Raw genomic sequence first — 21,848 nt, forward strand, 5'->3', positions numbered from 1 at the left:
AATTACGATTGAGCGGAATCGAGCGGCCCGTTCCATTGCGACATGCCTGGAACGACGTTCCGCACATGTTCGAATCCTTGCTCGGCCAGCTTTTGCGCGGCCAAATCGCTCCGTGTTCCTGTGCGGCAAACGACGTAAATCGTTTTGTCTTTCGGAAGTTCCTCCATCCGGCGATCGAGCTCTCCAAGCGGAATCGAAACGGCGCCCGGAATATGGCCAAACGCGTACTCCGCCGGTTCGCGGACATCCAAGACAAACGTCTCGGGATCATGAAGCTTTTCTTGCAGTTCTTCGTTGGAGACGACATGCGGAAATGCCGTTTCGCTGCGCGTTTCATTCTCCGTTGACTTGCGGATGTAATGCTTCAGGACACCGTCTTCTTCAATCGTTCCCAAATATTGATGCCCTGTGCTTTCCGCCCATGCTTTGATATCGGCTTTGGAACCCTTATCCGTCGCCTGCACTTCAAGCACTTGGCCCGGCTCCAATTCGTTGATCGCCTTTTTCGTGCGGACGATCGGCATCGGGCAGGACAATCCTTTCGCATCGACGGTCATATCGACTTTGATCATTTGCTGATTCCCTCCTTGACTGTTTATTCGACAGGCCCTTCCCAGGCAAGCATGCCGCCTGTCATGTTAACGACGCGGTAACCGCGGCTGTCAAGAAACTCCGCCGCACGGCCGCTTCGCCCGCCGGAACGGCAGACAAGAATATATTCTTCATTTTTGTCGAGTTCATGCATGCGAAAACCGATCAAACTGAGCGGAATGTTGATCGCTCCGGGAATTTTGCCTGTGGCGACTTCATCCGGCTCGCGCACGTCGATGATGTGAAGAAGTTCTCCCGCGCGAAGCTGTTCCTCCACTTCTTTTGGCGTGATCGTTTTCATCGTCATCCTCCTCTACTGCCAAGCGTTTAGGCCTCCTTTGACGTTTGTCACAGAACGAAATCCAAGCTTCTTTAAGACCTTGCTCGCTTTTTGGCTTCGCATCCCGCTTTGGCAAATGACAATGACTTCTTTCTCCTTGGATAATTCATGGGCACGCGCTGTTAATTCATGAAGCGGGATGTTCCGAAACCCCGGCAAATGATAAGAGCGAAACTCCATCGGCGTACGCACATCAATATATTGCACGCCAGGTTGTTTCAGCCGCCGCTTTAATTCAGTCGTTGTGATCATTTGCACCCCTCTTGGGGGAATGAAGCGGCTAGCGAGAAACCAAGCAAGCAAAACGAACAGGATAATGTTGATCACTGTTTGTGCCATACGATTCCCTCATGAGTCAAGATGATTAAATGAATAAGTTCACATTTCCTTCGGAAGCGTCAGCCAAATACGCAGCCACCCCAGCAAACTCAATGCCATCGATCAATTCCTCCGGCTTCAGCCCAAGCAAATCGACAGTCATTTGGCAGGCGACGAGTTTCACGCCTTGCTCTTTCGCCATCTCGATCAACTGAGGAAGCGGCATGGCGTTATGTTTCTTGATCACCTTTTTGATCAGCTTTGGGCCGATGCCGGCAAAATTCATGCGCGACAGCCCCATGCGGTCCGCGCCGCGCGGCATCATCTTCGCAAACATCTTTTCGAGAAACCCTTTTTGCACCGGAACCGGCGCCTCTTTCCGCAAGGCGTTGAGCCCCCAGAACGTATGAAAAATCGTCACGTCATGATCGTATGCAGCGGCGCCGTTGGCGATGATGTAGGCCGCCATCGCCTTGTCGTAGTCGCCGCTGAACAAAATGATCGTCGTCTTTTTCTTTGGCTGTGCCATCTCGCTGCCTCCTTTCTGCATACCTATACAGGTATATAAAAACGCAAAAATTATCCTTTTTGAATCCAGAACGTCAACACACCGTTTTCCTCTTTCATATCAATGACCGTATGGCCGCTTGTTTTCGCCCACGCAGGCAAATCGTTTTTTGCCCCTTTATCGGTCGTGTGCACTTCCAGCACTTGTCCCGATTCCAATTCGTCCATTGCCTTTTTGGCTCTCACCACCGGCATCGGGCAGGCAAGTCCTTTAGCATCCAATACTTTCGCTACGTTCATTGTGATGACCTCCTTGATCTCATAAATTTTATTACCATTACCCCTATGGGTATATTACTACAAGAAAAAGAACGTTGTCAACATCTTTTTTGTTGATCAACGCATTAACGGCTTTTCACAAGCAGCTCCACCGCTTCTTTCACGAGATGATCTGTCTTTTCCCCTTTTTCCATGCTTTCACGCAGACAGTGCTCTAAATTCGTGCTGACGATCACGGCAATCGCGCGGTCGATGGCATTGCGCGCCGCCGACAGTTGGGAAACGACGCTTTTGCAGTCTTTCCCTTGTTCCATCATGCCAAGAACGCCTTTAATTTGTCCTTCAATCCGTTTTAAGCGGTTTTTGATTTCTTTATTGTATTCCATCGGTCAGTTCGTCCCCTTTCTCGGCAATCGCAAGCGGCGATCGAATAGCTTTTCACCTCATAGCCATAGCGGCGCAACAGACGGATGCCGACGTTTTTTTCGATGGCATCCTGGACGATGATATGCAGCGGCTGCCGCGGGATATGCCGAGCATGCCGTTTCAAATACGCCACTGGAATATGCAACGCTTGGCCAAATATGGGGCCATTGCTTTCATTATAATCGCGCAAGTCGACAAGAAGCAAGCCGTCCGGAACCTCTCCTACCGGAAGGCACGGAATATTTTTCACAGGATAATAGCGTCGGTACAACGCAGCCGTCAAAAGAAAAAGAAAAAATAACAAACTACTGCCTATCAACAGTTCACCCCCTCTGTTTATCCTATGCATGATCATTATATACCCCATTCAGTATAAGGGCAACAAGAATCATTTTCCTTACCAATCGGCTATTCCCAGCGAATCAAAAGACCATAGACAGCCGGGTGAAAACGGACAAGTTCCACATCGCTCGCCTTTTGTTTCATATAGGAAAGCAGTTCATCCGACGGAATCCGCTCATGAAGGGGCGGTCCCATTTCGCTTTCAACTGCTTCCCATTCAATCAAAAGAAATCGTCCATTCGGCTTCATCACGCGGCGGATCTCATCGATGGCGGCCTCTTTTTGTTCCACTTCATGAAAGACGAACGCCATGATTCCTTTATCCATCGAATGAGATGGAAGTGAAGTGGAAGAAACATCCGCCACCCGGTATTCGATGTTAGTGATTGCCAACTGCTCGGTTCGTTGTTTTAACAATTCGATCATCTCTGGCTGCACATCGACCGCGTATACTTTTCCGTTTGTCGCCTGCGCCAGCGGAATCGTAAAATAGCCATTCCCGGCGCCGAGATCAACGACCATGTCATCCGGTTTTACAGACAACATCGAAATCGCCTGTTGCGGGTCAATCCACTCTTTCCGTTTCGGGTCAAGCAGTCGATCAGCTTTTTCATGATGAAAACGATGCCCTGCCATCTTGTTCCCTCCCAATTTTCCTAATGAAATGATATCCGAAAAAGAGCTGTGAAGAAAAGAAAAACAGCCGGCAGAGAAACGCCGGACTGTTTTTCTCTACCGAACGGCGCAACGGTTTGGGCCGATTTCCATCTCCCGTTGTTCGTCTTCTGTCGGATGCAGTTTCCCCATATTCGTCTGACGGATTTCCTTATAAGCATTCGGCTGCGGCGGCAAGTTTTCCGTGACAGTTCGGCGGAATTCTTCATCGCTGGAAATATTTAACCCATGGTTTTTCTCGTAAAGCACGCCTAATCGTTCCGCTACACTGCCATCTTCGTTCATTTCATTCGGGCCCATGTAGTGCGCCGGCAACACAATCAAGTCGTCGGCAAGCTGTTTGTAGCGCTGGTAAAGCGTCTCCCGCAGATCGCCAACCCAGTCTTGCGCCTTTCCTGCCAGATCCGGACGGCCGATTGAGTCGATGAACAAAATATCGCCGGTTAACAAATATTGATCGTCCACAATAAACGATGTGCTGCCGATCGTATGTCCCGGCGAATACAGCGCTTCAATCACGACATGGCCGACGCGGATGCGGTCTCCATCTTGAATCGGTGTGTAGGAGAATGTCACCTCTTCGGCGTCTTTCGGCGGCAAATAATAGACCGCGCCTAGTTCTTCGGCCAATTTGCGTCCGCCAGAAATATGATCGGCATGCAAGTGTGTGTCGAACACATGCTTGATCGCAATGCCATGATCCTTCGCAAAACGGACGTACACGTCTGTCATGCGGTTCGTATCGATCAACGCCCCCTCGCCGTTCGATTCGACGAGATACGAGAGACACCCTTTGCCGAGGCGGATGAATTGGTAAATCGTTCCTCCGTTTTTCAACTCGCCGATTTTCACTGGTTCCAAATGCTCGCTCCACGCCTTCATGCCGCCTTCGATCGAATAAACGTCCATATAGCCCGCCGCTTCCAACTGTTCTGCCACAAACTCAGACGAGCCGCCCTTCGCGCAAACGGCATAAATCGTTTTGCTTTTGTCTTTCGGCAAACGGTCCAAATACGGTTCGATACCGTCCAACACGTCAAAATACGGAATATTGACGACCTCAACACCCTTCCCTTCAATCCGCCAATCGGCAAAATCTTCGGGGTTGCGAGCGTCCACAATGAACAGCTCCTCGCCGCGAATGATCTTATTGGCGATCTCTTTGACCGAAATCGTTTTCGTCAACGATACCCCCTCCTTCCGCCATCGCTCTATCATTCGCATATGATTTTCAGCGATGATTCGCCTCATTCCACAACGCCATAATCGTTTCCCGATCATACCCGAGCACCCAGCGGCCGTTAATCTCGATTTGCGGCACGCCCATTTGCCCGGTCGTTTCCACCAGTCTCCGCGCCGCTTTCGGATCCAACTCAACATTCACTTCCCGAAACGGAATGCCTTGGGCGCGCAAAAAGTTTTTCGCCATTACACAATACGGGCATGTAGTTGTTGTATAGACAGTGACTTGTGCCATATTCTCCTTCCTCCTCTCCCTCATTAGAAGGCCAATGTAATGTCCGCGTCTTTCGCGAACTGCAGGAACGTCGCCGCCCCCGCTACTTCAATGCCATCGACAAATTGATCTTTGTCAAGCCCCATCACATCCATCGTCATTTGGCAGGCGATCAGTTTTACACCCATTTCTTGTGCCATTTGAAGCAATTCTTCAATCGATGGAACGTTCGCTTTTTGGAACCCTTGTTGCAAATGTTCTTTCCCTTCAGGAATCGGCAATTGCTTGTGCGCTTCTTTATGGATGAGATTCAACCCCTCAAACGTGAAGAACACCCCGACTTCCGCGTCTGCCGCCGCAGCAGCTGTCGCGATGTTGAACACCTTGTACGCATCAAACAACCCGCCATTGGCTGCAATAATCGCTACTTTCATCAAAATAACCTCCTTATGTTTTTCGTTATTATATTTTAGTGCCTGCCTCAGTTTTATACACATACACACGTTTGTAGTTATATACATATACGTGTATATGTATCACAGAAATAATATTATCGGATTGTTTTTCTTTTGTCAACAGGAAGATACACGTCCCCGAAAAAAATGAAAAAGCGGCGAAACAAAGACCGCTTTTAAATTATACCTTTCGTACAGTAAAAAATTTTCGCAGCAGCCATGGCCCTGGCGCAAATCCTAATGCCAGCTCCCATGCACCGACGCCTGCAATCTGAAATTGGCGGGCCAAATTCATTTTCTGTCCCATGCTTCTGACATCTTCAAACCATACCTCATGAATGTTTCCAAGTTCATCAGTATATCGAAAAAACGGCGATTCATACTGAAGTGAATATTGAATCGATGATCGGTAACGCATGGCGGTTAAAACCGCCTCTTGGTTGGAGAGAGCATCCGCCGATGTCCCAGGCTGGTATGGAATGATCCAATCGTATCCATATAACGGGAGTCCGAGCAAGATTTTTTTTCGGGGGATGCGCTCGACGGCAAACTGAAGCGTCGATCTCACCTCACTAATGGGAGCGACTGGACCAGGTTCACTTGTTAAATGATGCCAATCGTACGCCATAATAAACATATAGTCGACGACAGCGCCAATGCCGCCGTAATCGTAGCCTCTGAGCCAAGGGATCTCCTCGCTCGTTTTCGCTGGAACGGCGATCGTCAAAACATATCCAGCCGGTTTTAACCGATCGCGCAGCTGTCGCAAAAAACCAGTAAACAAATCACGATCCTCGCCGCGAACTTGCTCGAAGTCAATATTGACGCCACCATAGCCTTTTCGTGATACTAAATAAAAGATGTTCTCAACCAAATTCGCCCTTGCTTTCGGATTGTTCAGCACTTGGCTCGCCAGTCTCGTACTAAATCCTTTCGATGTTAAGTTCGTCACCACCACAATGGGCGTCACACGGTTTTGCCATGCTGTTTCAATCGCTGCGGCGTCATCCCGCATAGTAATAATGTCGCCATTAGGGGCAAAACGATATTCGAACAAGGCAATGTATGATGAATACGGGGCAAAATCCCGCACGAGCGCCCGATCTAAGTTCGGTTCACGGAGAGTGTAATACGCTAACGTTATGGCTTGATACCAGGAAATATCAGGAATATAAATTTTCATTCCTGGAAGCATTCTGTACGGGTCCACCGCCGGATTGGCTGCCCGCAACTGTTCGACCGTCACAAACGCTCTCCGTGCAATGGCGCTTAGCGTGTCCCCTGGCTGCACTGTATACGTATAGCTGGGAACAAGCAATGCCTGACCAGGAACAATATTCGTTTCAACTAAGCCATTGACAAGGCGCAGACGTTCCAGCGGATAATCGTATCGCCTGCTGATTGAAAAAAGCGTATCTCCAGGTTGAACAATGTGAATAAACACGATCATCCCTCCATTGAATCAACAAAGCTTCGGCGCCGGTATGATAAATATATATATGCTTATTGCCCGCAACCGCACCTTGTCTTGCCATCTTCTGCCCCCCATGTATGTACACTGCCCCCCCATTGCGGCACGTATGATGCCGCTGAATCGTTTCTCCTCTTTTTTCCTTTTACTGGACATTGCCTCCCTTCTTCCTCTCTGTAAGGCAAGTGAGGGGCGTCTTGTATCGCGGACTCCTCCTTGTATGTAATTCTCCAATACATCCTAGTATCGATTTGATTGAGCGAACCACGACAGTCAATTGCTGTTCTTTTGTTTTATTCATTTGCTTGTGCGCTGCTCTTAACCCTAAAACAGGACAAAACAAAAAGCGGCAAACAAGCCGCTGTTAAAGCAAGGTAAAAAAATAATATCCAAACAATACGGTAATCAACAACAATAGAGAAGCTAAAAACCAAATTAACGGACGCGACGGCCGGAACGTTTGCTCATTTATTTGTTTCGTCTTCACGACATAACTAACGGTAGAAAACACAATCGTGCAGACGGAAATGACCACCGCCAATGCTCCGATCAATTGGACAATGGTCGTGGACAATGCGTTGCTCGTTGATTTTTCATGCAAATTGATCATTAAAAAAGCAATTCCAATAATGGCAATCGAGGTGCGAATCCAGGCGAGAAACGTCCGCTCGTTCGCCAAGTGTTGCTGAATATATTTGGAATCTTCTGTCGTCTGTCGTTTTGCCTCTCTCATCATCTCTTCCCCTTTATACATTTATTGGATCGACTTCATCTGATCCACCAGCCAGTCATAACTCATCGGTCCAATCATTTTTTCGTATAATCCCTTGCGAGTCAATGAGATAGCTTGCCGGAATCGCATGAGCCAGGTATTGTCGGGATACCTCTCCTTTTTCGTCAAGAACGACCGTAAATGTAATGCCATACTCCTGAATGAACCGCGCAACCTGTTCCAGCTGTTTTTCCGATTGAGTTAAATTGACCGCGACAATCTCCACCCCTTCATCTTTATATCGTTCATAAAACTTCTGCATATCCGGCATTTCCGCTCGACAAGGTGGACACCAAGTCGCCCACATGTTCACATCACCCTTTTGCCGCGAAGGTCAGATAGTCTCACTTCCTTCCCATCAAGCGTCCGCAATGCAAAATCCGACGCTTGATTTCCCACCTCAATCCCTTCAACGATTTCACTTTCATGTTGCGTTCCATCCTCCACCGGGGAAGCAACTTGATTCGACAACGTATCGTAAACCGCCCATCCTGCCAAAACAAACAATACAAGCACAACAACGATTTTTCGCAACGTTTTTACTCCCTCCAGCATAATACGTTTCGTTGCCATACGGTCCACAACATGACAGCAACGGTCAAAAATAATTGGTACAAATGAATAGGATCGGAAGCAAACCAACTATGATCCAACGATGAACCGTATCGCCTTTCAAACAAATAATAAACAAAGCGGCCTCCTAAATAAAAACTATCAGCGAGTTCACTAACAAATGCATAGGGATTTTTCGGTGATAGGCGCGAAACATCGTCACGATTACAGCCGTTGCCACCCCAAGCATGACACCGCGATTTCCACTTGGCAAATACAGCACCCCGAACGGATTGCGCCATAACAAAGAAGGGGTTGCGAACAGCGGGTAGAGCTTCCAAACAAGTCAATAGATCAACACACTTCACAGCCTACTTTGTCACGGTTTCTTCAAAGTTTCATCCATCCGCACATGTGAATAGACCCCCGCTAGAAACGGAAACAACGCTACAATCCCAATCGACCATGTCACGCCTACTACATCTGCTATAACCCCTGCGGCAAGAGCCCCAAACGCATAACCGCTATCTCTCCAAAAGCGATATACCCCCATCGATGACGCGCGCCAATTCGGTGACGCAACATCCCCGATCACCGCTTGCAAAGTCGGGTAAACCATCGCGGTACCCAAACCTAAAAAAATCGCCCCCAAAACCCATAAAGAAAAATGGTTGACAACTAAAAGAAACCAGAGCGAAAAAGCTTGCACCCACATGCCATAGGTAACCAGCTTCTTTCTTCCGATTTTGTCACTCAACGCCCCCGTAAACAGTTGAAAAAAACCCCACGCGGCTGGATATATCGCCACAATCGCACCGATCTCACTTACACTTAATCCGACTGTCGAAAAATATAAAGGAAACAACCCCCACGCCATTCCGTCTTTCAAATTAGTCGACAATCCAGAAAAGCTCGCACTAGAGAGAGTAGGATCTTTCCATGATGTCAAACGAAAGATCTCTCTAGAGGATAAAGAACGGTCTGGCATTGCCGAACCATGATCCTGAACTTGCGTCTTTAGGTGTTGTTCCGTATCCTTCACAATGAGAGACAGCAACATTCCGACCATCGCGATGCCGATTCCTACATAAAACGGTTCGGGACTTAATGAATAGCGGGAAGCCATAAATCCTGATACCGCTGCCATCATGGCGACGCCCGAGTAACCCGCAAACTCATTTAATCCGACCGCTGTTCCTCTTTGGTTCGCTTTCGCAATGTCAATCTTCATGTTCACCGTCATAGACCAAGTCAAACCTTGGTTAATGCCTAATAAAATGTTCGCAAATACAATGACCCACCACGCATGGGCGTAAATTGTAAGAATCGGCACGAAAAGACCAATCGCCCAACCGATCAAAAGGACTCGTTTTCTTCCAAATCGATCTGCAATTTGACCGGCAAAATAATTCACAATCGCCTTGGAAAAACCGAAACTAATGATAAAAGAAAGAGCGGCGCTTGTCGAAGCCAAACCAAACTGTTTCTCACCTAATAAAGGAAGGATCGTTCGCTCGATCCCTACCATTGATCCAACAAACAAATTGATCACGACTAATAACGTGAATTGAAGAAAGTTTTCCATAATCCCATTTTTCCGCTCCACCATTCGACATTCACCTCTTCTTCATCGGTGCAACCATCTCTTCTTTCCAACCAGAACGAACGGATTTGGCAAACATCATTGTGTTTCACCAGCCTTCTAAAAAGCGTATAAGCTCCTTTTTGCAAAATCGATGATGCCTGCTCTACAAGCTGAACTATGATGCCAAAATGTTCCCCACACGTTTTAACCGACCACCATTTTGTATATTTTCCCCACCTTTTCACGCAATAAATCCATATGCACAAAACGCGCTTCTCGAAAAACCTCTTTTCCATCGACAAATAAAAGTAAAACGGGAGCCGTGAAAACCGAAAAACGCCCGGCTGCTTCTTTCACATCGTCTACGACAATATGCCCCAGTTGAATCAACGGGAATTCTTCCATTAATTCTCCCACTTTCGGATAAAGCGCATGGCAAACCCCGCAACTTTGACTAGAAAGAAACAAAAACGCCAGCTCATTTTCATCAATAAAACGGTCAATCATGTCCATATTCGTTAACGCTGCAAATTCCCTCACACGAATCCCCTCATTTTCTTGCTTTTTCGAAACATCTTGGAAAAGACCATCGAGCCACTTTTTCGGGCATCGTTTATAGCTTCACATCTTCCATGACTCTCCCAAGCTCTTCACGCACTTCTTTGACGTATATGTGCAGTTTTTCATCTTGCACTCGCTGAATGATATTATCTAATGCGATGGAAATACTGTAGAGCGATTGCCCGACACCGTCATGCAATTCTTGAGCAAGACGTTTATGTTCTTGTTCTTTTGCTTCTGTTAATTTTTTCACCATCCACTTTGAACGACGCGCCTCTTCTTCTTTTTTCTTTGCCGTTTGATCACGCAAAACAAGCAAATAATATTTCGCCTTATCTTGTTCGAGAATGAGCTCTGTGCTCATTTCTACATCAATCCACTGTCCATGATCGGTCGGCATTTCGGATACAAAATACGGAACTTCTTCTGTGGCAATTAAGTAACACCGTTCTTCTCCTTCTTTCACTTTGCGTTGTTGACAAAATGAACAATACGGCACTTTTTCACCAAGTTGCCAACCAGTGAGCCGCTTGGCGGCTGGATTCATCTCAACAATTGTTCGTTCATGATCCATGACAATAATTCCATCTTGAATATACGCAAAATGGTCGCGTGTTGACAACGCTGGAACTTCTTCTTCATTTACATACGCAGGGCCGATTTTGTTCACTTTCTTCATCATTGCAAAATATTTGGGCGGCTCCGGTTGACCTGTAAGCAATAGTTTCACAAACTCTTCTTCATCCGCCACTTTCAGCGCCCAGTTGGTCAGCTTTTCATATCCAACCGTTGAAACAGGAACGGCACCAAGAGCTTTCCCGCACGCACTTCCCGCTCCGTGCGCCGGCTATACCTGTAAATAATCTGGGAGCGCTTTGAATTTTTTCAGCGACTCAAACATTTGGCGAGCGCCAACATCCGCTGTGCCAGAAACCCCTGCCGCTTTTTCAAGCAGATCTGGACGGCCAACGTCACCAACAAATACGAAATCACCTGTAAAAATGCCCATCGGCTTTGTCGCACCGCCGCCTTTATCGGTTAAGATAAAGGAAACGTGCTCTGGTGTATGACCAGGTGTATGCAGCACTTGAAATTCAACATTCCCTACTGTAAAAACACTTCCCTCTTTCACAAGTTCGTGGTCAACTTCATCTAAATATTCATATTTCCAATTTTCATCTCCTTCATCCGATAAATACAGCTTTGCCCCGCAGCGTTTTACTAATTCTTTTGCTCCTGAAACGAAGTCAGCGTGAATGTGTGTTTCTGTTGCCGCAACAATTTGCAACCCTTCTTTTTTCGCGGTGTCGATGTACCAATCTATATTGCGACCTGGATCGATGACGATCGCTTCTCCTGTACGTTGACATCCAACTAAATAAGACATATGCGCTAATTGCTCATCGAAAAATAGATGTTCAAATGTTGCTTTTTTTGTATCTCCATCAATTTCAACTAACTCCACACGATATTTTGTCTCAATATTTTTTCGTTGAATGACTTGTTCGAGCGTATCAGCATATCGTTTCACAGCGAAAATATTTGGCAAACCAGAAGCAAAAATGATATTTGTATGCTCACGCACACCTGATTGACGGAAATAATCGTCAGCTAGATACATAATTTTTTGTGGTGCGCCGCCACATTTTACTGGTGTGCTTGGTTGGGTAAAAATCGCTGTACCGCCACGGAAGTTGCGAATGTTCTCCCATGTGCTTTGAACGTAATCATATGAATAGTTGCTGCAAACTCCATTTTTGCCAATTGTTTCTTTTAGCCCTTTGATTTGATCCCAATAAATTTCAATTCCTGCAGCTACAACTAAATAGTCGTAACGAACCGTTGAACCTTCTTTCGTTTCTAACGTATTGTTTTCTGGCGAGAATGTATAGACCGCTTCCTTCAGCCATTTTGCTCCCTCTGGGATGAGCGATGCTTGCTCGCGAACAGAGTCTTCCACTTTGGCTGCCCCGCCACCAACGAGCGTCCAAAGCGATTGATAGTAATGTTTATCCGATGGGTCAATAAGCAACACCTGCCCATGTAATTGACGATTTTTTCTCAACAACCGCGCTGCGATTGAAATTCCTGCTGAACCCGCTCCAACAATGGCTACTTTTGCATCATACACGTTCGCCACCATTCATCACTCCCTTTGTATTCGAATTTCAAATTTGTTTTAATTAACTTAATTACATTGTATATGTAACAAATTTATATACCCATAGGGGATTTCCCTTATCTTTTTTTGACATAAACATGAAAAAGAGTGACTTTCGGAACAAGGCATGGGCACGGCAGGAATGCGTCCGATGAGCTACTCGGAGGGCGTGATGAGCCGGCTGGCGTGCCAGGTGAAATATCGCGGCAGTTGGAAAGACCGAGGGGCTTCAGACATTTCTTCGAGCCATGATCGCCCAGATCATTGTTTGGCAGAACGATATGTAGTTGTACAGCAAAAATACCAAACCAATATATGGTAGTTTAGCGTCTTAATGGAACAAGCATATACCATAACCGGGAAAATTGACAAGGCAGCGGAATGGAATTTTCTCTTCTGCCAACCATCGTTTTTTGTTCATATTCCGTTCATAAAATCCTGTTTTAAAAATCAAAGCGGACCTGTTTCCCCGCTTTCGCTTCACTGGAAAGGAATGAGAGTCTCGGTTCAGATGATAAAAAAGCGTCCCGGTTGAGCCCGGGACCGCTTCCTCGCTACACCTCCAAAACGGACACTGACTGTTTCTCGTTTTGCATGGATCGGACAAAATCATACTTCTTTTCCACATAGACTTGATGCCAAATCATAAACGCCAACACCGTCCACAGCTTGCGGCTATGGTCCGCCTTGTGGCGGGCATGCTCATCCAGCAGCCGATAGAGCACGTCCTTATGGAACAGATGATCCGTCTCGCTTTCGTTGATGAGCTGTCTCGCCCAGTCATACATTTCGTTTTTCAGCCAGTGGCGAATCGGCACCGGGAACCCTAATTTTTTTCGGTTTAACACATGATCCGGCACAATGCCCTCGGCCGCTTTACGCAAAATATATTTCGTCGTGCCGTTGGCTGTTTTCATGTCAGGGGCGATTTTGGCCGCGACGTCAAACACCTTTTTGTCTAAAAAGGGAACGCGCAGCTCAAGCGAATGGGCCATCGTCATTTTGTCCGCTTTGACTAAAATATCACCCCTTAGCCATGTATGAAGGTCAATATACTGCATCCGGTTGACGGGCGGGTAATGAAGCGTTTCGCGGTAAAAAGGAGCCGTCACCGCCGTATATTCGCGCCCCTCTTGGTACGTTTTGAGTAACGCCGCTTTTTCCTTTTCGCTATAGATTTTGGCATTGCCGACATACCGTTCTTCGAGCGGTGTTGTGCCGCGCTCCAAAAAGCTTTTTCCTTTCATCCCGTCCGGAAGCAGCTTCGCGATCATCCGCAACACGGCTTTTACGATGCTTGGCATTCGCGCAAACAGCCGCAACGACTCTGGTTCGCGGTAGATGTTGTAGCCGCCAAACAGCTCGTCCGCCCCCTCGCCGGAAAGCACAACTGTGACATGCTTTCTCGCCTCACGGGCGACAAAATACAACGGCACAGCCGCAGGATCAGCCAGCGGATCATCCATATACCACATGATTTTCGGCAATTCATCGATATACTCCTGCGGCGAAATGACATAGCTAATATTGTCCACCCCAAGCTTCTCCGCCGTTTCTTGGGCGACATCAATTTCGCTGAACCCTTCCCGCTCAAACCCGACAGAAAACGTCTTTAGGTGCGGATGGAATTGTTTCGCGATGGCGACGATGAACGATGAATCAATGCCCCCCGACAAAAACGCGCCGACCGGCACATCGCTGCGCATATGGACGCTGACCGAATCAAACAGCGCATCGCGGATTTGCTTGACAAGCTCCTCTTCCGATTGACGAATCGGATCGAAGGATGCCTTCCAATAACGATGAATCGTGAGCGGTTCCCCGACTTTTTTCTTGATATAATGCCCCGGCTCCAGCTTGTAAATGCCGGCCGACATCGTCATCGGCTCAGGAACATATTGGAACGTTAAATAATGCTGCAGGGAATCGCAGTCCAACGCTTCCTGTCCCAGAGCCAGCAAGATGCTTTTCTTTTCCGAAGCGAAAAATGTGCGCCCTCCTTGCTCCGCATAAAAAAATGGCTTAATGCCAAACGGATCCCGCGCCGCAAACACCGTTTTCTCTTGCTTGTCCCAAATGACAAACGCAAACATCCCGCGCAGTTTTTCGACCGCTTTTTCTTTTTCCGCGCTGTAAAGGGCAACAATCGCCTCGGTATCCGAATGCGTCGCAAACGAATATCCTTTCGCCGCCAGCTCTTCCCGCAATTCAATATAGTTGTAAATTTCCCCGTTAAAAATGATCCAATATCGATCGTTTTCATAAGACAGCGGCTGATGCCCCGCCTCCAGATCGATGATGCTCAGCCGCCGAAAGCCAAAACTCACGTATTCATCAAAAAAATACCCCTCATCGTCGGGGCCGCGATGGGTAATCAGGCGGTTCATCTCCATCAACACTGTTTTCCATGTTTGCTCAATCGCTCTCGGGCGATCATGAATACAACCAATAAAACCGCACATAGTAATGATTGTCCCCCCACTTTGCTAAGAAGAATCGATGTATATACAGAACAAAAACAACACCAAAAGCTATTTTGTTCAATTTTAAAAAAATGACATTTTTTGCTTTAACAGGCTCTTCACCACAAAGTGTACTTGACAAAGAAAGACGATCATGATAGAGAAAACCAAAACAGCATTTTTCCTTTTTATACCACACATCTCTTTGAGCAACATTGCTATCATGTTTGTCTTTAAAAGTCAAGTACATCTTTTGGTGATGAACCTTTAACAATTAAGAAAGAGAAAGATTTATACAAAGACACTTTCATTCTAACGTACACAAAATCAAGTTTCAAAAACAATCTGTTTCCATTTTTTCAGGAAAACTGCTTGCAAGATTTTCAGTTTCCCCATATATTAACGATAAAATATGGAGAAAGTATGAATTTCATAGTTTCTGCATACTTACTTGTTAATATAAAAACAGCCACTTTTCACAAAGGGGTTGAGAATGGCTTGTTAGCGTTTATCCTTTTTTTGACTTTTCTCATTATTTCCCTTTGTTTTGTTCTCTTGAGAAGACCTCTAAACGGGAGGATGGATCAACTGTCGCTCGGATTGTATATTTCCTGTTTCTTGCTATTGGCCGCCTCATTATCCTATTATGCAAGCTCGGCCCAGACAGGCGATGCCATCAAAGCCTTCGTACAGAAAAGAAACAGCAGAGAAACCGATCCGCCCCCCATCAATCAAGTGAAGGAGGCGAATCGATCAGCTGCTCCTTCAAAGAAACAAATTCTAAGGACATCCGTCCTTATTGACGCTCCCCTTTTGTCTCAGCTTCCGGAACTGCCAAGAGGATGCGAGGTGACCAGCTTGGCCATGCTCTTGAATCATGCGGGCATTCGCGTCGATAAGATGACGTTGGCGAAACAAATCAAGAAAAACCCTACTCCATATCAAGTGAGGAATGGCCAAGTGTTTTACGGACACCCAAATGAAGGGTTTGTCGGCGATATGTATACGTTATCGAAGCCTGGATACGGCGTGTACCACAAGCCGATCAAGCAGTTGGCTGAATGGTACTTGCCAAACCAAATCGTCGACTTAACAGGGCAATCGTTTGAGATCATCTATACATACTTGGCCAAAGGCACACCAGTTTGGGTGATTACGAACACCACCTTTCGTCCTCTTCCTCCCTCTGCCTTTCGGGAATGGCAAACCCCGCAAGGCCCGATCAAAATCACGTACCGGGAACATGCGGTGCTCATTACGGGATATGATGAGCAGTATATTTATTTCAATGATCCATTGACCGCTGTCAAAAACCAAAAAGCGCCGAAACAAGACTTTATCGACGCTTGGGTTCAAATGGGACGGCAGGCGATTACCTACCACCGTTAGACATCGGTGAATCCGAATCGCTTGCCTTTTTTACATTTCAGTTGAACGATTTTCTCCATACATTTTGCACATCTATTTTTTATCATATAATTGCATCTCGCACTACAAGCTTAAGGAGGGAAAATGACATGAAGAAATGGCTGCTTGGCGCCATTTTCGCAGGAGTAGCAGCGATTGGCGCAGCTTGCTCAAACCCATCTTCGATGCAGGGACACGACATGTCCGGCATGAATATGAAAAAAGAAGATGCTTCCGCAGAAACGAGCAAGCAGCAATTGCCTTTAGCAACCAATACAGAAGTATTATCCGGGAAAGAAATTCACCTTACTGCGAAGGAAGCATTATTACAAATCAACGATCAAGTCAAACTCCCGGTATACACGTATAATGGATCCGTGCCTGGTGCACAAATCCGCGTGAAGCAAGGGGATAAGGTGAAAATTGTTTTAAAAAATGAATTGCCAGAACCGGTTACGATTCACTGGCACGGCTATCCTGTTCCAAATAACCAAGATGGAGTACCGGGTGTCACGATGGACGCCATTAAACCGGGTGAAACGTTTACGTATGAATTTACAGCAACCGTGCCGGGAACGTATTTTTACCACTCCCATCAAAAAAGCGCAGAGCAAGTGGACAAAGGACTGTACGGAACATTAATCGTAGAACCGAAAAATGAAGAAAAAGTCGATCGAGATTACACGCTTGTATTAGATGAATGGATGAGCGACCCGAATGCGGAAAACAGTATGAATATGAGCGGAAATATGGATATGAGCGGCATGGATCATAGTAATATGAATAATGGAAATAACTCTGATCATCAACAAATGGATATGAACAGCATGGGACATAACATGAATATGTACGATATTTTCACGATTAACGGAAAAAGCGGGGCTGCTGTCCAACCGTTAAAAGTGAAAAAAGGCGAAAAAGTGCGACTTCGTCTTGTCAATGCAGGGTACATGTCCCACAAGCTTCATTTGCATGGACATGAGTTTAAAATTGTCGCAACAGACGGACAGCCATTAAAAGATCCGCAACCAATCAAAGATGAACTGTTGAATATCGCTCCGGGTGAGCGCTACGACATTGAGTTTATCGCCAATAACCCGGGTGAATGGCTTCTGGAATGTCACGGAAATATGAAAGGCACCGATGGCATGAAAGTGAAAATTCAATACGAAGGACAAGCAAACAATACGGACAAAGCGAACGCAAAAGAAAATCTCCCTATGGTAGATATTACAAAATACGGAAAATATGAGACAGGTCCATTTACGTTAGACCAAAAATATGATGTAGAGTACACGATGGATTTAGGAACCGCCATGGGCAAAAATGGCATGATTTTCACGATTAATGGTAAAACGTATCCTGACACAGCGCCGATCAATGTGAAGACAGGAGATTTAGTAAAAGTCAGAATTGTGAACAATTCACCAAAAGATGTACACCCAATGCATTTACATGGCCATTTCTTCCAAGTGTTAAGCAAAAACGGCAAGCCAGTCACAGGCTCTCCATTGATGAAGGATTCGTTAAATGTAAACCCTGGTGAAGAATATGTCGTCGCGTTTAAAGCGGATAATCCGGGAAATTGGATGTTCCATTGCCATGACTTGCACCATGCTTCAGCGGGAATGGTCACAGAAGTAAAATATACCGACTACAAATCGGACTATACCCCAGATCCGAATGACACAACGAATAAAGGTGAATAAAAAAGCTGAAGGGGCTGACCCAAAACACAAATGCGTTTTGGGTCAGTCCCTCTTTGTCTTATTACCATATATAGGTGTAAACTACCCGCCACCTACGCTTCGCTTAGAGGGCTGACGATTTAGTGAAAAATGCTGGCTGATCCTAGCCGTTTTTCCATTTGAGAAGCATTGTGAAATCAGCTTTCTTTTCCGGTGAAATACCGCTGATTGGCGCGCGGAAACCTTTTTTCACTGGTCTTCTAGGCCAACCCCTTTTTTGAATAACGAGCTATCCCCAAACGGCGCATACGGTTTGAATTGAAGTCTAACTTTCATTTAGCAATCGTTCAACGTGCTGTTTTAATACAGGGATCTTATTTCGAACGACATCCCACACAATTCGATAATTAATGGAGAAATAACTGTGGATCAGCATATCCCTCATGCCAGCCATCTTTCTCCATTCGATATATGGGGATGCTTGCCTGATTTCGTCTGGAATGTTTTTCGCTGCTTCTCCAATCACTAATATGTTTTTAATGACTGCATCTGATACTAAATCATTATCTAAAAAGTCATCATAAGAAAGCCCTTGGGTGAATCATTATCTAAAAAGTCATCATAAGAAAGCCCTTGGGTGTACTTCTCAATTTTCTCTGCAGCAGCCAAAATATCTTGCCAAAAGACGCTAGGATCCCTCTGCATACTTAACACTCCTTAAAATAGTCGGCTTTAATCCTGGTTTGATATCATCTACAATCACTAAATCCACTGGTTTTTGAAAATGATCTTCCAAACTCAGTTTCAACTCCATATAATGATCAAACGTCACCGCATTATCCATAAATTCTACCAACACATCAATGTCACTCGATTCCCTTTGTTCCCCCCGACTGTACAAGCCAAATAACCCGATCCGCTTCACACCATACTTTTTCTTCCATAAATCTAAACATTTCGACATTTCATTAAGGATGTCTTGTTGCGATAGCAAATAAATCCCCCCTTTTTTCCGCGCCTGTTATTTTCATTATAACATCCCGCTTTCCCGATATTCTTCAAGAAGAGAAAAAACTTTCCCCAGCCGAGAACTCGTTTAGGCGATGACAATGTCCCGCTACGTTCTAGATAAAAAAGTGCCCCGTCATCACTTCGGGGCACCTTCCGTATGTTATTTCACATCATATCCTTGCTCTTCAATCACTTCTTTCAGTTTTTCTACGCTGACCTTTGTTTCATCATACTCCACATCGACCGTACCTTCTTGCAAATGCACCTCTACACGGCTGACGCCATCCAACGCTTGAAGTGCATTCGTCACAGCCGCTTTGCAATGTCCGCATGTCATGCCTTGCACTTGCAACGTAATCGTCATCATCCATTCCTCCTTAAATGTTTATATTTTCACGCGCTTCAAACGAAGCGCGTTGGTAACAACCGACACCGAGCTGAACGCCATCGCTGCCCCCGCGATCCATGGTTCCAATAATCCGAATGCGGCGACCGGAATGCCGATCGTATTATAAAACAACGCCCAGAACAGATTTTGCCGAATGTTTTTCATCGTTTGGCGGCTCAACTCAATGGCTTTCGGGATATGGCGCAAATCGCCGCCGACCAAGGTCACGTCCGCGGTCTCGATGGCGACATCAGCTCCCGTGCCAATCGCCATCCCAATATCCGCTTTCGCAAGAGCTGGAGCGTCATTAATTCCATCACCGACCATCGCCACTCGTTTCCCTTGCTTTTGCAATTCCTCGACGATGTTCGCTTTGTCTTCCGGGAGCACCTCGGCGTACACATGCTCAATGCCTACTTCATTGGCGATCGCTTCAGCCGTCCGCTGATTGTCCCCTGTTGCCATATATACATCGATGCCCATTTGTTTTAATGTTTGAATCGCTTCTTTAGAGCTTTCTTTCACCGTATCCGCGACCGCAATGATGCCGGCAAGCTGTCCATCGATGGCAACGAGCATCACTGTTTTCCCTTGTTTTTCAAGCTCTACCATTTTATCTTCATGCACAGAAATCGCTACAGAGCGTTCCTTCATCAATTTTCGCGTCCCAATAAGGATGCTTTTTCCGTCAATAACCGCTTCAATTCCGTGGCCGGTAATGGCGGAAAAGCGTTCCAACGTTTTTGGCGAAATCGCCTGTTTCTTCCCGTATTCCACAATCGCATGAGCGAGCGGATGCTCCGAAGCGCTCTCGGCGGAAACCGCATAATCGAGCATGTCCTCGCGGAAGGCCAGCACATCGGTGACTTCCGGTTTTCCTTTTGTCACTGTTCCTGTTTTATCCAGTAATACGGCATTGATTTTATGCGTTCCCTCTAGGTACTCACCTCCTTTAAAGAGAATTCCCTGTTCTGCCCCTTTGCCGGTGCCGACCATAATCGATGTCGGTGTGGCCAAACCGAGCGCACAAGGGCACGCGATGACAAGAACGGCGATGGCCGCCTCAAGCGCTTTCGCCAAATCACCCGGCGCAGCAAAGAAGTACCAAATCATAAATGCAACAACCGCAATTCCTACAACAATTGGTACGAAAATACCAGCCAGGACATCCGCCATCCGCTGAATCGGAGCTTTCGAACCTTGTGCCTCTTCGACGATTTTAATGATATTGGCAAGTGCTGTATCTTTTCCTACTTTTTCTGCTCGAATGGTCAGCACCCCATTTGTATTAATGGTCGCTCCGATCACATAGTCGCCTTCCTTCTTATCAACCGGAATCGATTCACCGGTAATCATCGATTCGTCTACGGAGGATGCTCCGGCGATGACAGTACCGTCCACCGGGATTTTTTCTCCTGGCTTGACAAGGATCGTATCGCCGATCACCACTTCCTCGAGCGGAACTTTTATTTCTTCCCCATTACGGATGACAGTAGCTTCCTTTGCCTGCAGGCTCAACAGCTTAGAGATAGCTTCTGTTGTTCGCCCTTTCGCAAGAGCCTCAAAGTATTTTCCGACAAGCACAAGCGTAATCAAGACGGCACTCGTTTCAAAATATAATCTTGGCATATATTCAGGATTCCCAAGTGTCCGAAAAGCTTCATACAAGCTGTAAAAGTACGCGGCTGATGTTCCAAGCGCCACTAGGACGTCCATGTTCGCGCTCTTGTTTCGTAACGCCCGGTACGCCCCGACATAGAAAGGACCGCCGATGTAGAACTGAACCGGTGTAGCTAAAAGAAGCTGGAACCACGGATTCATCAAGAGATGCGGCATCGGCAAGCCAATAGCAAACGGCATATGGGCAAGCATCGTATAAAGCAGCGGCAACGATAAGATGATGGAAATAGCGAGTTGCCGCTGTTTTTGTTTAAGCCGCTCTTCCTTCCGGCCAGCATCGTCTTGTTCTTCGTTTCGAATTTGCCCCTTATACCCAAGCTTTTTGATTTTCTCTAAAATGTCTTCGACAGATGTAACGCCTTCCTTGTATTCGACAACCGCACTGTTTGTCGCTAAGTTTACAGCAGCGCTTGTAACACCTTCCATCCGATTTAACCCTTTTTCAATCCGTGTCGCACATGCCGCACATGTCATGCCTTCAATATCGAGCGTCACTTTTTCTGTCGCAACGCCATACCCCAAATTCTCAATCTTTGTTTCGATATCGGCGATCATTTGTTTCGATGGATCATATTTAATCGTTGCTTTTTCCATTGCCAAATTGACATTGGCTTCTACTCCATCCATCTTATTTAATACTTTCTCAATCCGATTCGCACACGCGGCACATGTCATGCCGGTCACTCTAAGTGTCACATGCTTTTGTTCACTCATAATGCTT

Annotated in this window: 26 protein-coding genes and 1 pseudogene; 3 read left to right on the plus strand and 24 right to left on the minus strand. The window is 46.3% G+C overall.

Annotation, left to right across the window (positions count from 1 at the left end; translation table 11 throughout):
* Positions 1–2 precede the first annotated feature (2 nt).
* From BRO54_RS02260 to BRO54_RS20340, 19 genes are all read right to left on the minus strand, one after another.
* Positions 3–572 carry a sulfurtransferase TusA family protein gene (locus tag BRO54_RS02260; RefSeq protein ID WP_066233183.1) on the minus strand — a complete coding sequence of 190 codons (570 nt, stop codon included), beginning with the start codon at positions 570–572 and terminating at the stop codon, positions 3–5.
* Positions 573–595: 23 nt separating this feature from the next.
* Positions 596–892, minus strand: a complete 297-nt coding sequence (locus tag BRO54_RS02265; RefSeq protein WP_074042997.1) for a rhodanese-like domain-containing protein — start codon at positions 890–892, stop codon at positions 596–598.
* Positions 893–904: 12 nt separating this feature from the next.
* On the minus strand, positions 905–1,270 hold the full coding sequence (locus BRO54_RS02270; protein WP_074042998.1) for a rhodanese-like domain-containing protein: 366 nt from the start codon (positions 1,268–1,270) through the stop codon (positions 905–907).
* A gap of 25 nt (positions 1,271–1,295) precedes the next feature.
* The gene (locus BRO54_RS02275; RefSeq protein ID WP_044731120.1) at positions 1,296–1,778 is read right to left on the minus strand and encodes a DsrE/DsrF/DrsH-like family protein; all 483 of its coding nucleotides are present in this window, start codon (positions 1,776–1,778) and stop codon (positions 1,296–1,298) included.
* 50 nt (positions 1,779–1,828) lie between these two features.
* Entirely contained in the window at positions 1,829–2,056 is a 228-nt protein-coding gene (locus BRO54_RS02280; RefSeq protein ID WP_066233195.1) for a sulfurtransferase TusA family protein, read from the minus strand.
* A gap of 104 nt (positions 2,057–2,160) precedes the next feature.
* The gene (locus BRO54_RS02285; RefSeq protein ID WP_044731118.1) at positions 2,161–2,421 is read right to left on the minus strand and encodes a metal-sensitive transcriptional regulator; all 261 of its coding nucleotides are present in this window, start codon (positions 2,419–2,421) and stop codon (positions 2,161–2,163) included.
* Complete coding sequence (locus BRO54_RS02290) at positions 2,388–2,780, minus strand: rhodanese-like domain-containing protein (RefSeq protein ID WP_083509998.1); 393 nt, start codon at positions 2,778–2,780, stop codon at positions 2,388–2,390. The genes BRO54_RS02285 and BRO54_RS02290 overlap by 34 nt, the downstream gene beginning before the upstream one ends.
* 89 nt (positions 2,781–2,869) lie before the next feature.
* Positions 2,870–3,439, minus strand: a complete 570-nt coding sequence (locus BRO54_RS02295; RefSeq protein WP_074043000.1) for a class I SAM-dependent methyltransferase — start codon at positions 3,437–3,439, stop codon at positions 2,870–2,872.
* A 96-nt stretch (positions 3,440–3,535) separates the two neighbouring features.
* Positions 3,536–4,663 carry an MBL fold metallo-hydrolase gene (locus tag BRO54_RS02300; RefSeq protein WP_084544539.1) on the minus strand — a complete coding sequence of 376 codons (1,128 nt, stop codon included), beginning with the start codon at positions 4,661–4,663 and terminating at the stop codon, positions 3,536–3,538.
* Positions 4,664–4,709: 46 nt separating this feature from the next.
* The gene (locus tag BRO54_RS02305; RefSeq protein WP_074043001.1) at positions 4,710–4,955 is read right to left on the minus strand and encodes a glutaredoxin family protein; all 246 of its coding nucleotides are present in this window, start codon (positions 4,953–4,955) and stop codon (positions 4,710–4,712) included.
* A gap of 23 nt (positions 4,956–4,978) precedes the next feature.
* Positions 4,979–5,368 (minus strand): DsrE/DsrF/DrsH-like family protein, encoded by a 390-nt coding sequence (locus BRO54_RS02310; protein ID WP_044731114.1) that lies wholly within the window; start codon positions 5,366–5,368, stop codon positions 4,979–4,981.
* A gap of 202 nt (positions 5,369–5,570) precedes the next feature.
* Positions 5,571–6,833 carry a glycosyl hydrolase family 18 protein gene (locus BRO54_RS02315; protein WP_074043014.1) on the minus strand — a complete coding sequence of 421 codons (1,263 nt, stop codon included), beginning with the start codon at positions 6,831–6,833 and terminating at the stop codon, positions 5,571–5,573.
* A 391-nt stretch (positions 6,834–7,224) separates the two neighbouring features.
* Positions 7,225–7,593, minus strand: coding sequence for a YidH family protein (locus tag BRO54_RS02320; protein WP_074043002.1), 369 nt, complete (start codon positions 7,591–7,593; stop codon positions 7,225–7,227).
* A gap of 55 nt (positions 7,594–7,648) precedes the next feature.
* Positions 7,649–7,939, minus strand: a complete 291-nt coding sequence (locus BRO54_RS20330; RefSeq protein WP_239691175.1) for a TlpA disulfide reductase family protein — start codon at positions 7,937–7,939, stop codon at positions 7,649–7,651.
* Between the two features lie 2 nt (positions 7,940–7,941).
* Positions 7,942–8,205, minus strand: a complete 264-nt coding sequence (locus BRO54_RS20335; RefSeq protein WP_239691176.1) for a hypothetical protein — start codon at positions 8,203–8,205, stop codon at positions 7,942–7,944.
* Between the two features lie 358 nt (positions 8,206–8,563).
* Positions 8,564–9,793, minus strand: coding sequence for an MFS transporter (locus BRO54_RS02330; protein ID WP_074043003.1), 1,230 nt, complete (start codon positions 9,791–9,793; stop codon positions 8,564–8,566).
* Between the two features lie 180 nt (positions 9,794–9,973).
* Positions 9,974–10,309, minus strand: coding sequence for a thioredoxin family protein (locus tag BRO54_RS02335; protein WP_074043004.1), 336 nt, complete (start codon positions 10,307–10,309; stop codon positions 9,974–9,976).
* Positions 10,310–10,382: 73 nt separating this feature from the next.
* Positions 10,383–11,081 carry a PAS domain S-box protein gene (locus BRO54_RS19255; protein WP_239691177.1) on the minus strand — a complete coding sequence of 233 codons (699 nt, stop codon included), beginning with the start codon at positions 11,079–11,081 and terminating at the stop codon, positions 10,383–10,385.
* A 96-nt stretch (positions 11,082–11,177) separates the two neighbouring features.
* Positions 11,178–12,470 (minus strand): MBL fold metallo-hydrolase, encoded by a 1,293-nt coding sequence (locus BRO54_RS20340; protein WP_239691180.1) that lies wholly within the window; start codon positions 12,468–12,470, stop codon positions 11,178–11,180.
* A gap of 145 nt (positions 12,471–12,615) precedes the next feature.
* Between BRO54_RS20340 and BRO54_RS20345 the strand changes: the two are divergent.
* Positions 12,616–12,813, plus strand: a pseudogene (locus tag BRO54_RS20345) (hypothetical protein); the annotation flags it as partial.
* Between the two features lie 232 nt (positions 12,814–13,045).
* Here the strand turns inward: BRO54_RS20345 and asnB are convergent.
* A complete protein-coding gene (gene asnB, locus BRO54_RS02350; RefSeq protein WP_074043005.1) occupies positions 13,046–14,953 on the minus strand; it encodes an asparagine synthase (glutamine-hydrolyzing) in 1,908 nt (635 codons plus the stop codon).
* Positions 14,954–15,451: 498 nt separating this feature from the next.
* On the opposite strand from asnB, the gene BRO54_RS02355 reads away from it, so the two are divergent.
* Both BRO54_RS02355 and BRO54_RS02360 read left to right on the plus strand, forming a co-directional pair.
* Positions 15,452–16,342: a C39 family peptidase gene (locus tag BRO54_RS02355; RefSeq protein WP_074043015.1), complete on the plus strand. Its 891-nt coding sequence runs from the start codon at positions 15,452–15,454 to the stop codon at positions 16,340–16,342.
* Positions 16,343–16,470: 128 nt separating this feature from the next.
* Positions 16,471–18,069 (plus strand): multicopper oxidase family protein, encoded by a 1,599-nt coding sequence (locus tag BRO54_RS02360; protein WP_074043006.1) that lies wholly within the window; start codon positions 16,471–16,473, stop codon positions 18,067–18,069.
* A gap of 304 nt (positions 18,070–18,373) precedes the next feature.
* Here the strand turns inward: BRO54_RS02360 and BRO54_RS20350 are convergent, their stop codons facing one another.
* The 4 genes from BRO54_RS20350 to BRO54_RS02380 all read right to left on the minus strand — a co-directional run bounded on the left by BRO54_RS20350 (position 18,374) and on the right by BRO54_RS02380 (position 21,841).
* Entirely contained in the window at positions 18,374–18,589 is a 216-nt protein-coding gene (locus BRO54_RS20350) for a HepT-like ribonuclease domain-containing protein (protein ID WP_239691181.1), read from the minus strand.
* 147 nt (positions 18,590–18,736) lie between these two features.
* A complete protein-coding gene (locus BRO54_RS02370) occupies positions 18,737–19,042 on the minus strand; it encodes a nucleotidyltransferase family protein (protein WP_239691178.1) in 306 nt (101 codons plus the stop codon).
* A gap of 177 nt (positions 19,043–19,219) precedes the next feature.
* Positions 19,220–19,423: a copper chaperone CopZ gene (copZ, locus tag BRO54_RS02375; RefSeq protein WP_068895753.1), complete on the minus strand. Its 204-nt coding sequence runs from the start codon at positions 19,421–19,423 to the stop codon at positions 19,220–19,222.
* 21 nt (positions 19,424–19,444) lie between these two features.
* Complete coding sequence (locus BRO54_RS02380; protein ID WP_068895755.1) at positions 19,445–21,841, minus strand: heavy metal translocating P-type ATPase; 2,397 nt, start codon at positions 21,839–21,841, stop codon at positions 19,445–19,447.
* Positions 21,842–21,848: the final 7 nt, after the last annotated feature.

It is taken from the genome of Geobacillus proteiniphilus, assembly GCF_001908025.1.
GTDB lineage: Bacteria > Bacillota > Bacilli > Bacillales > Anoxybacillaceae > Geobacillus > Geobacillus proteiniphilus.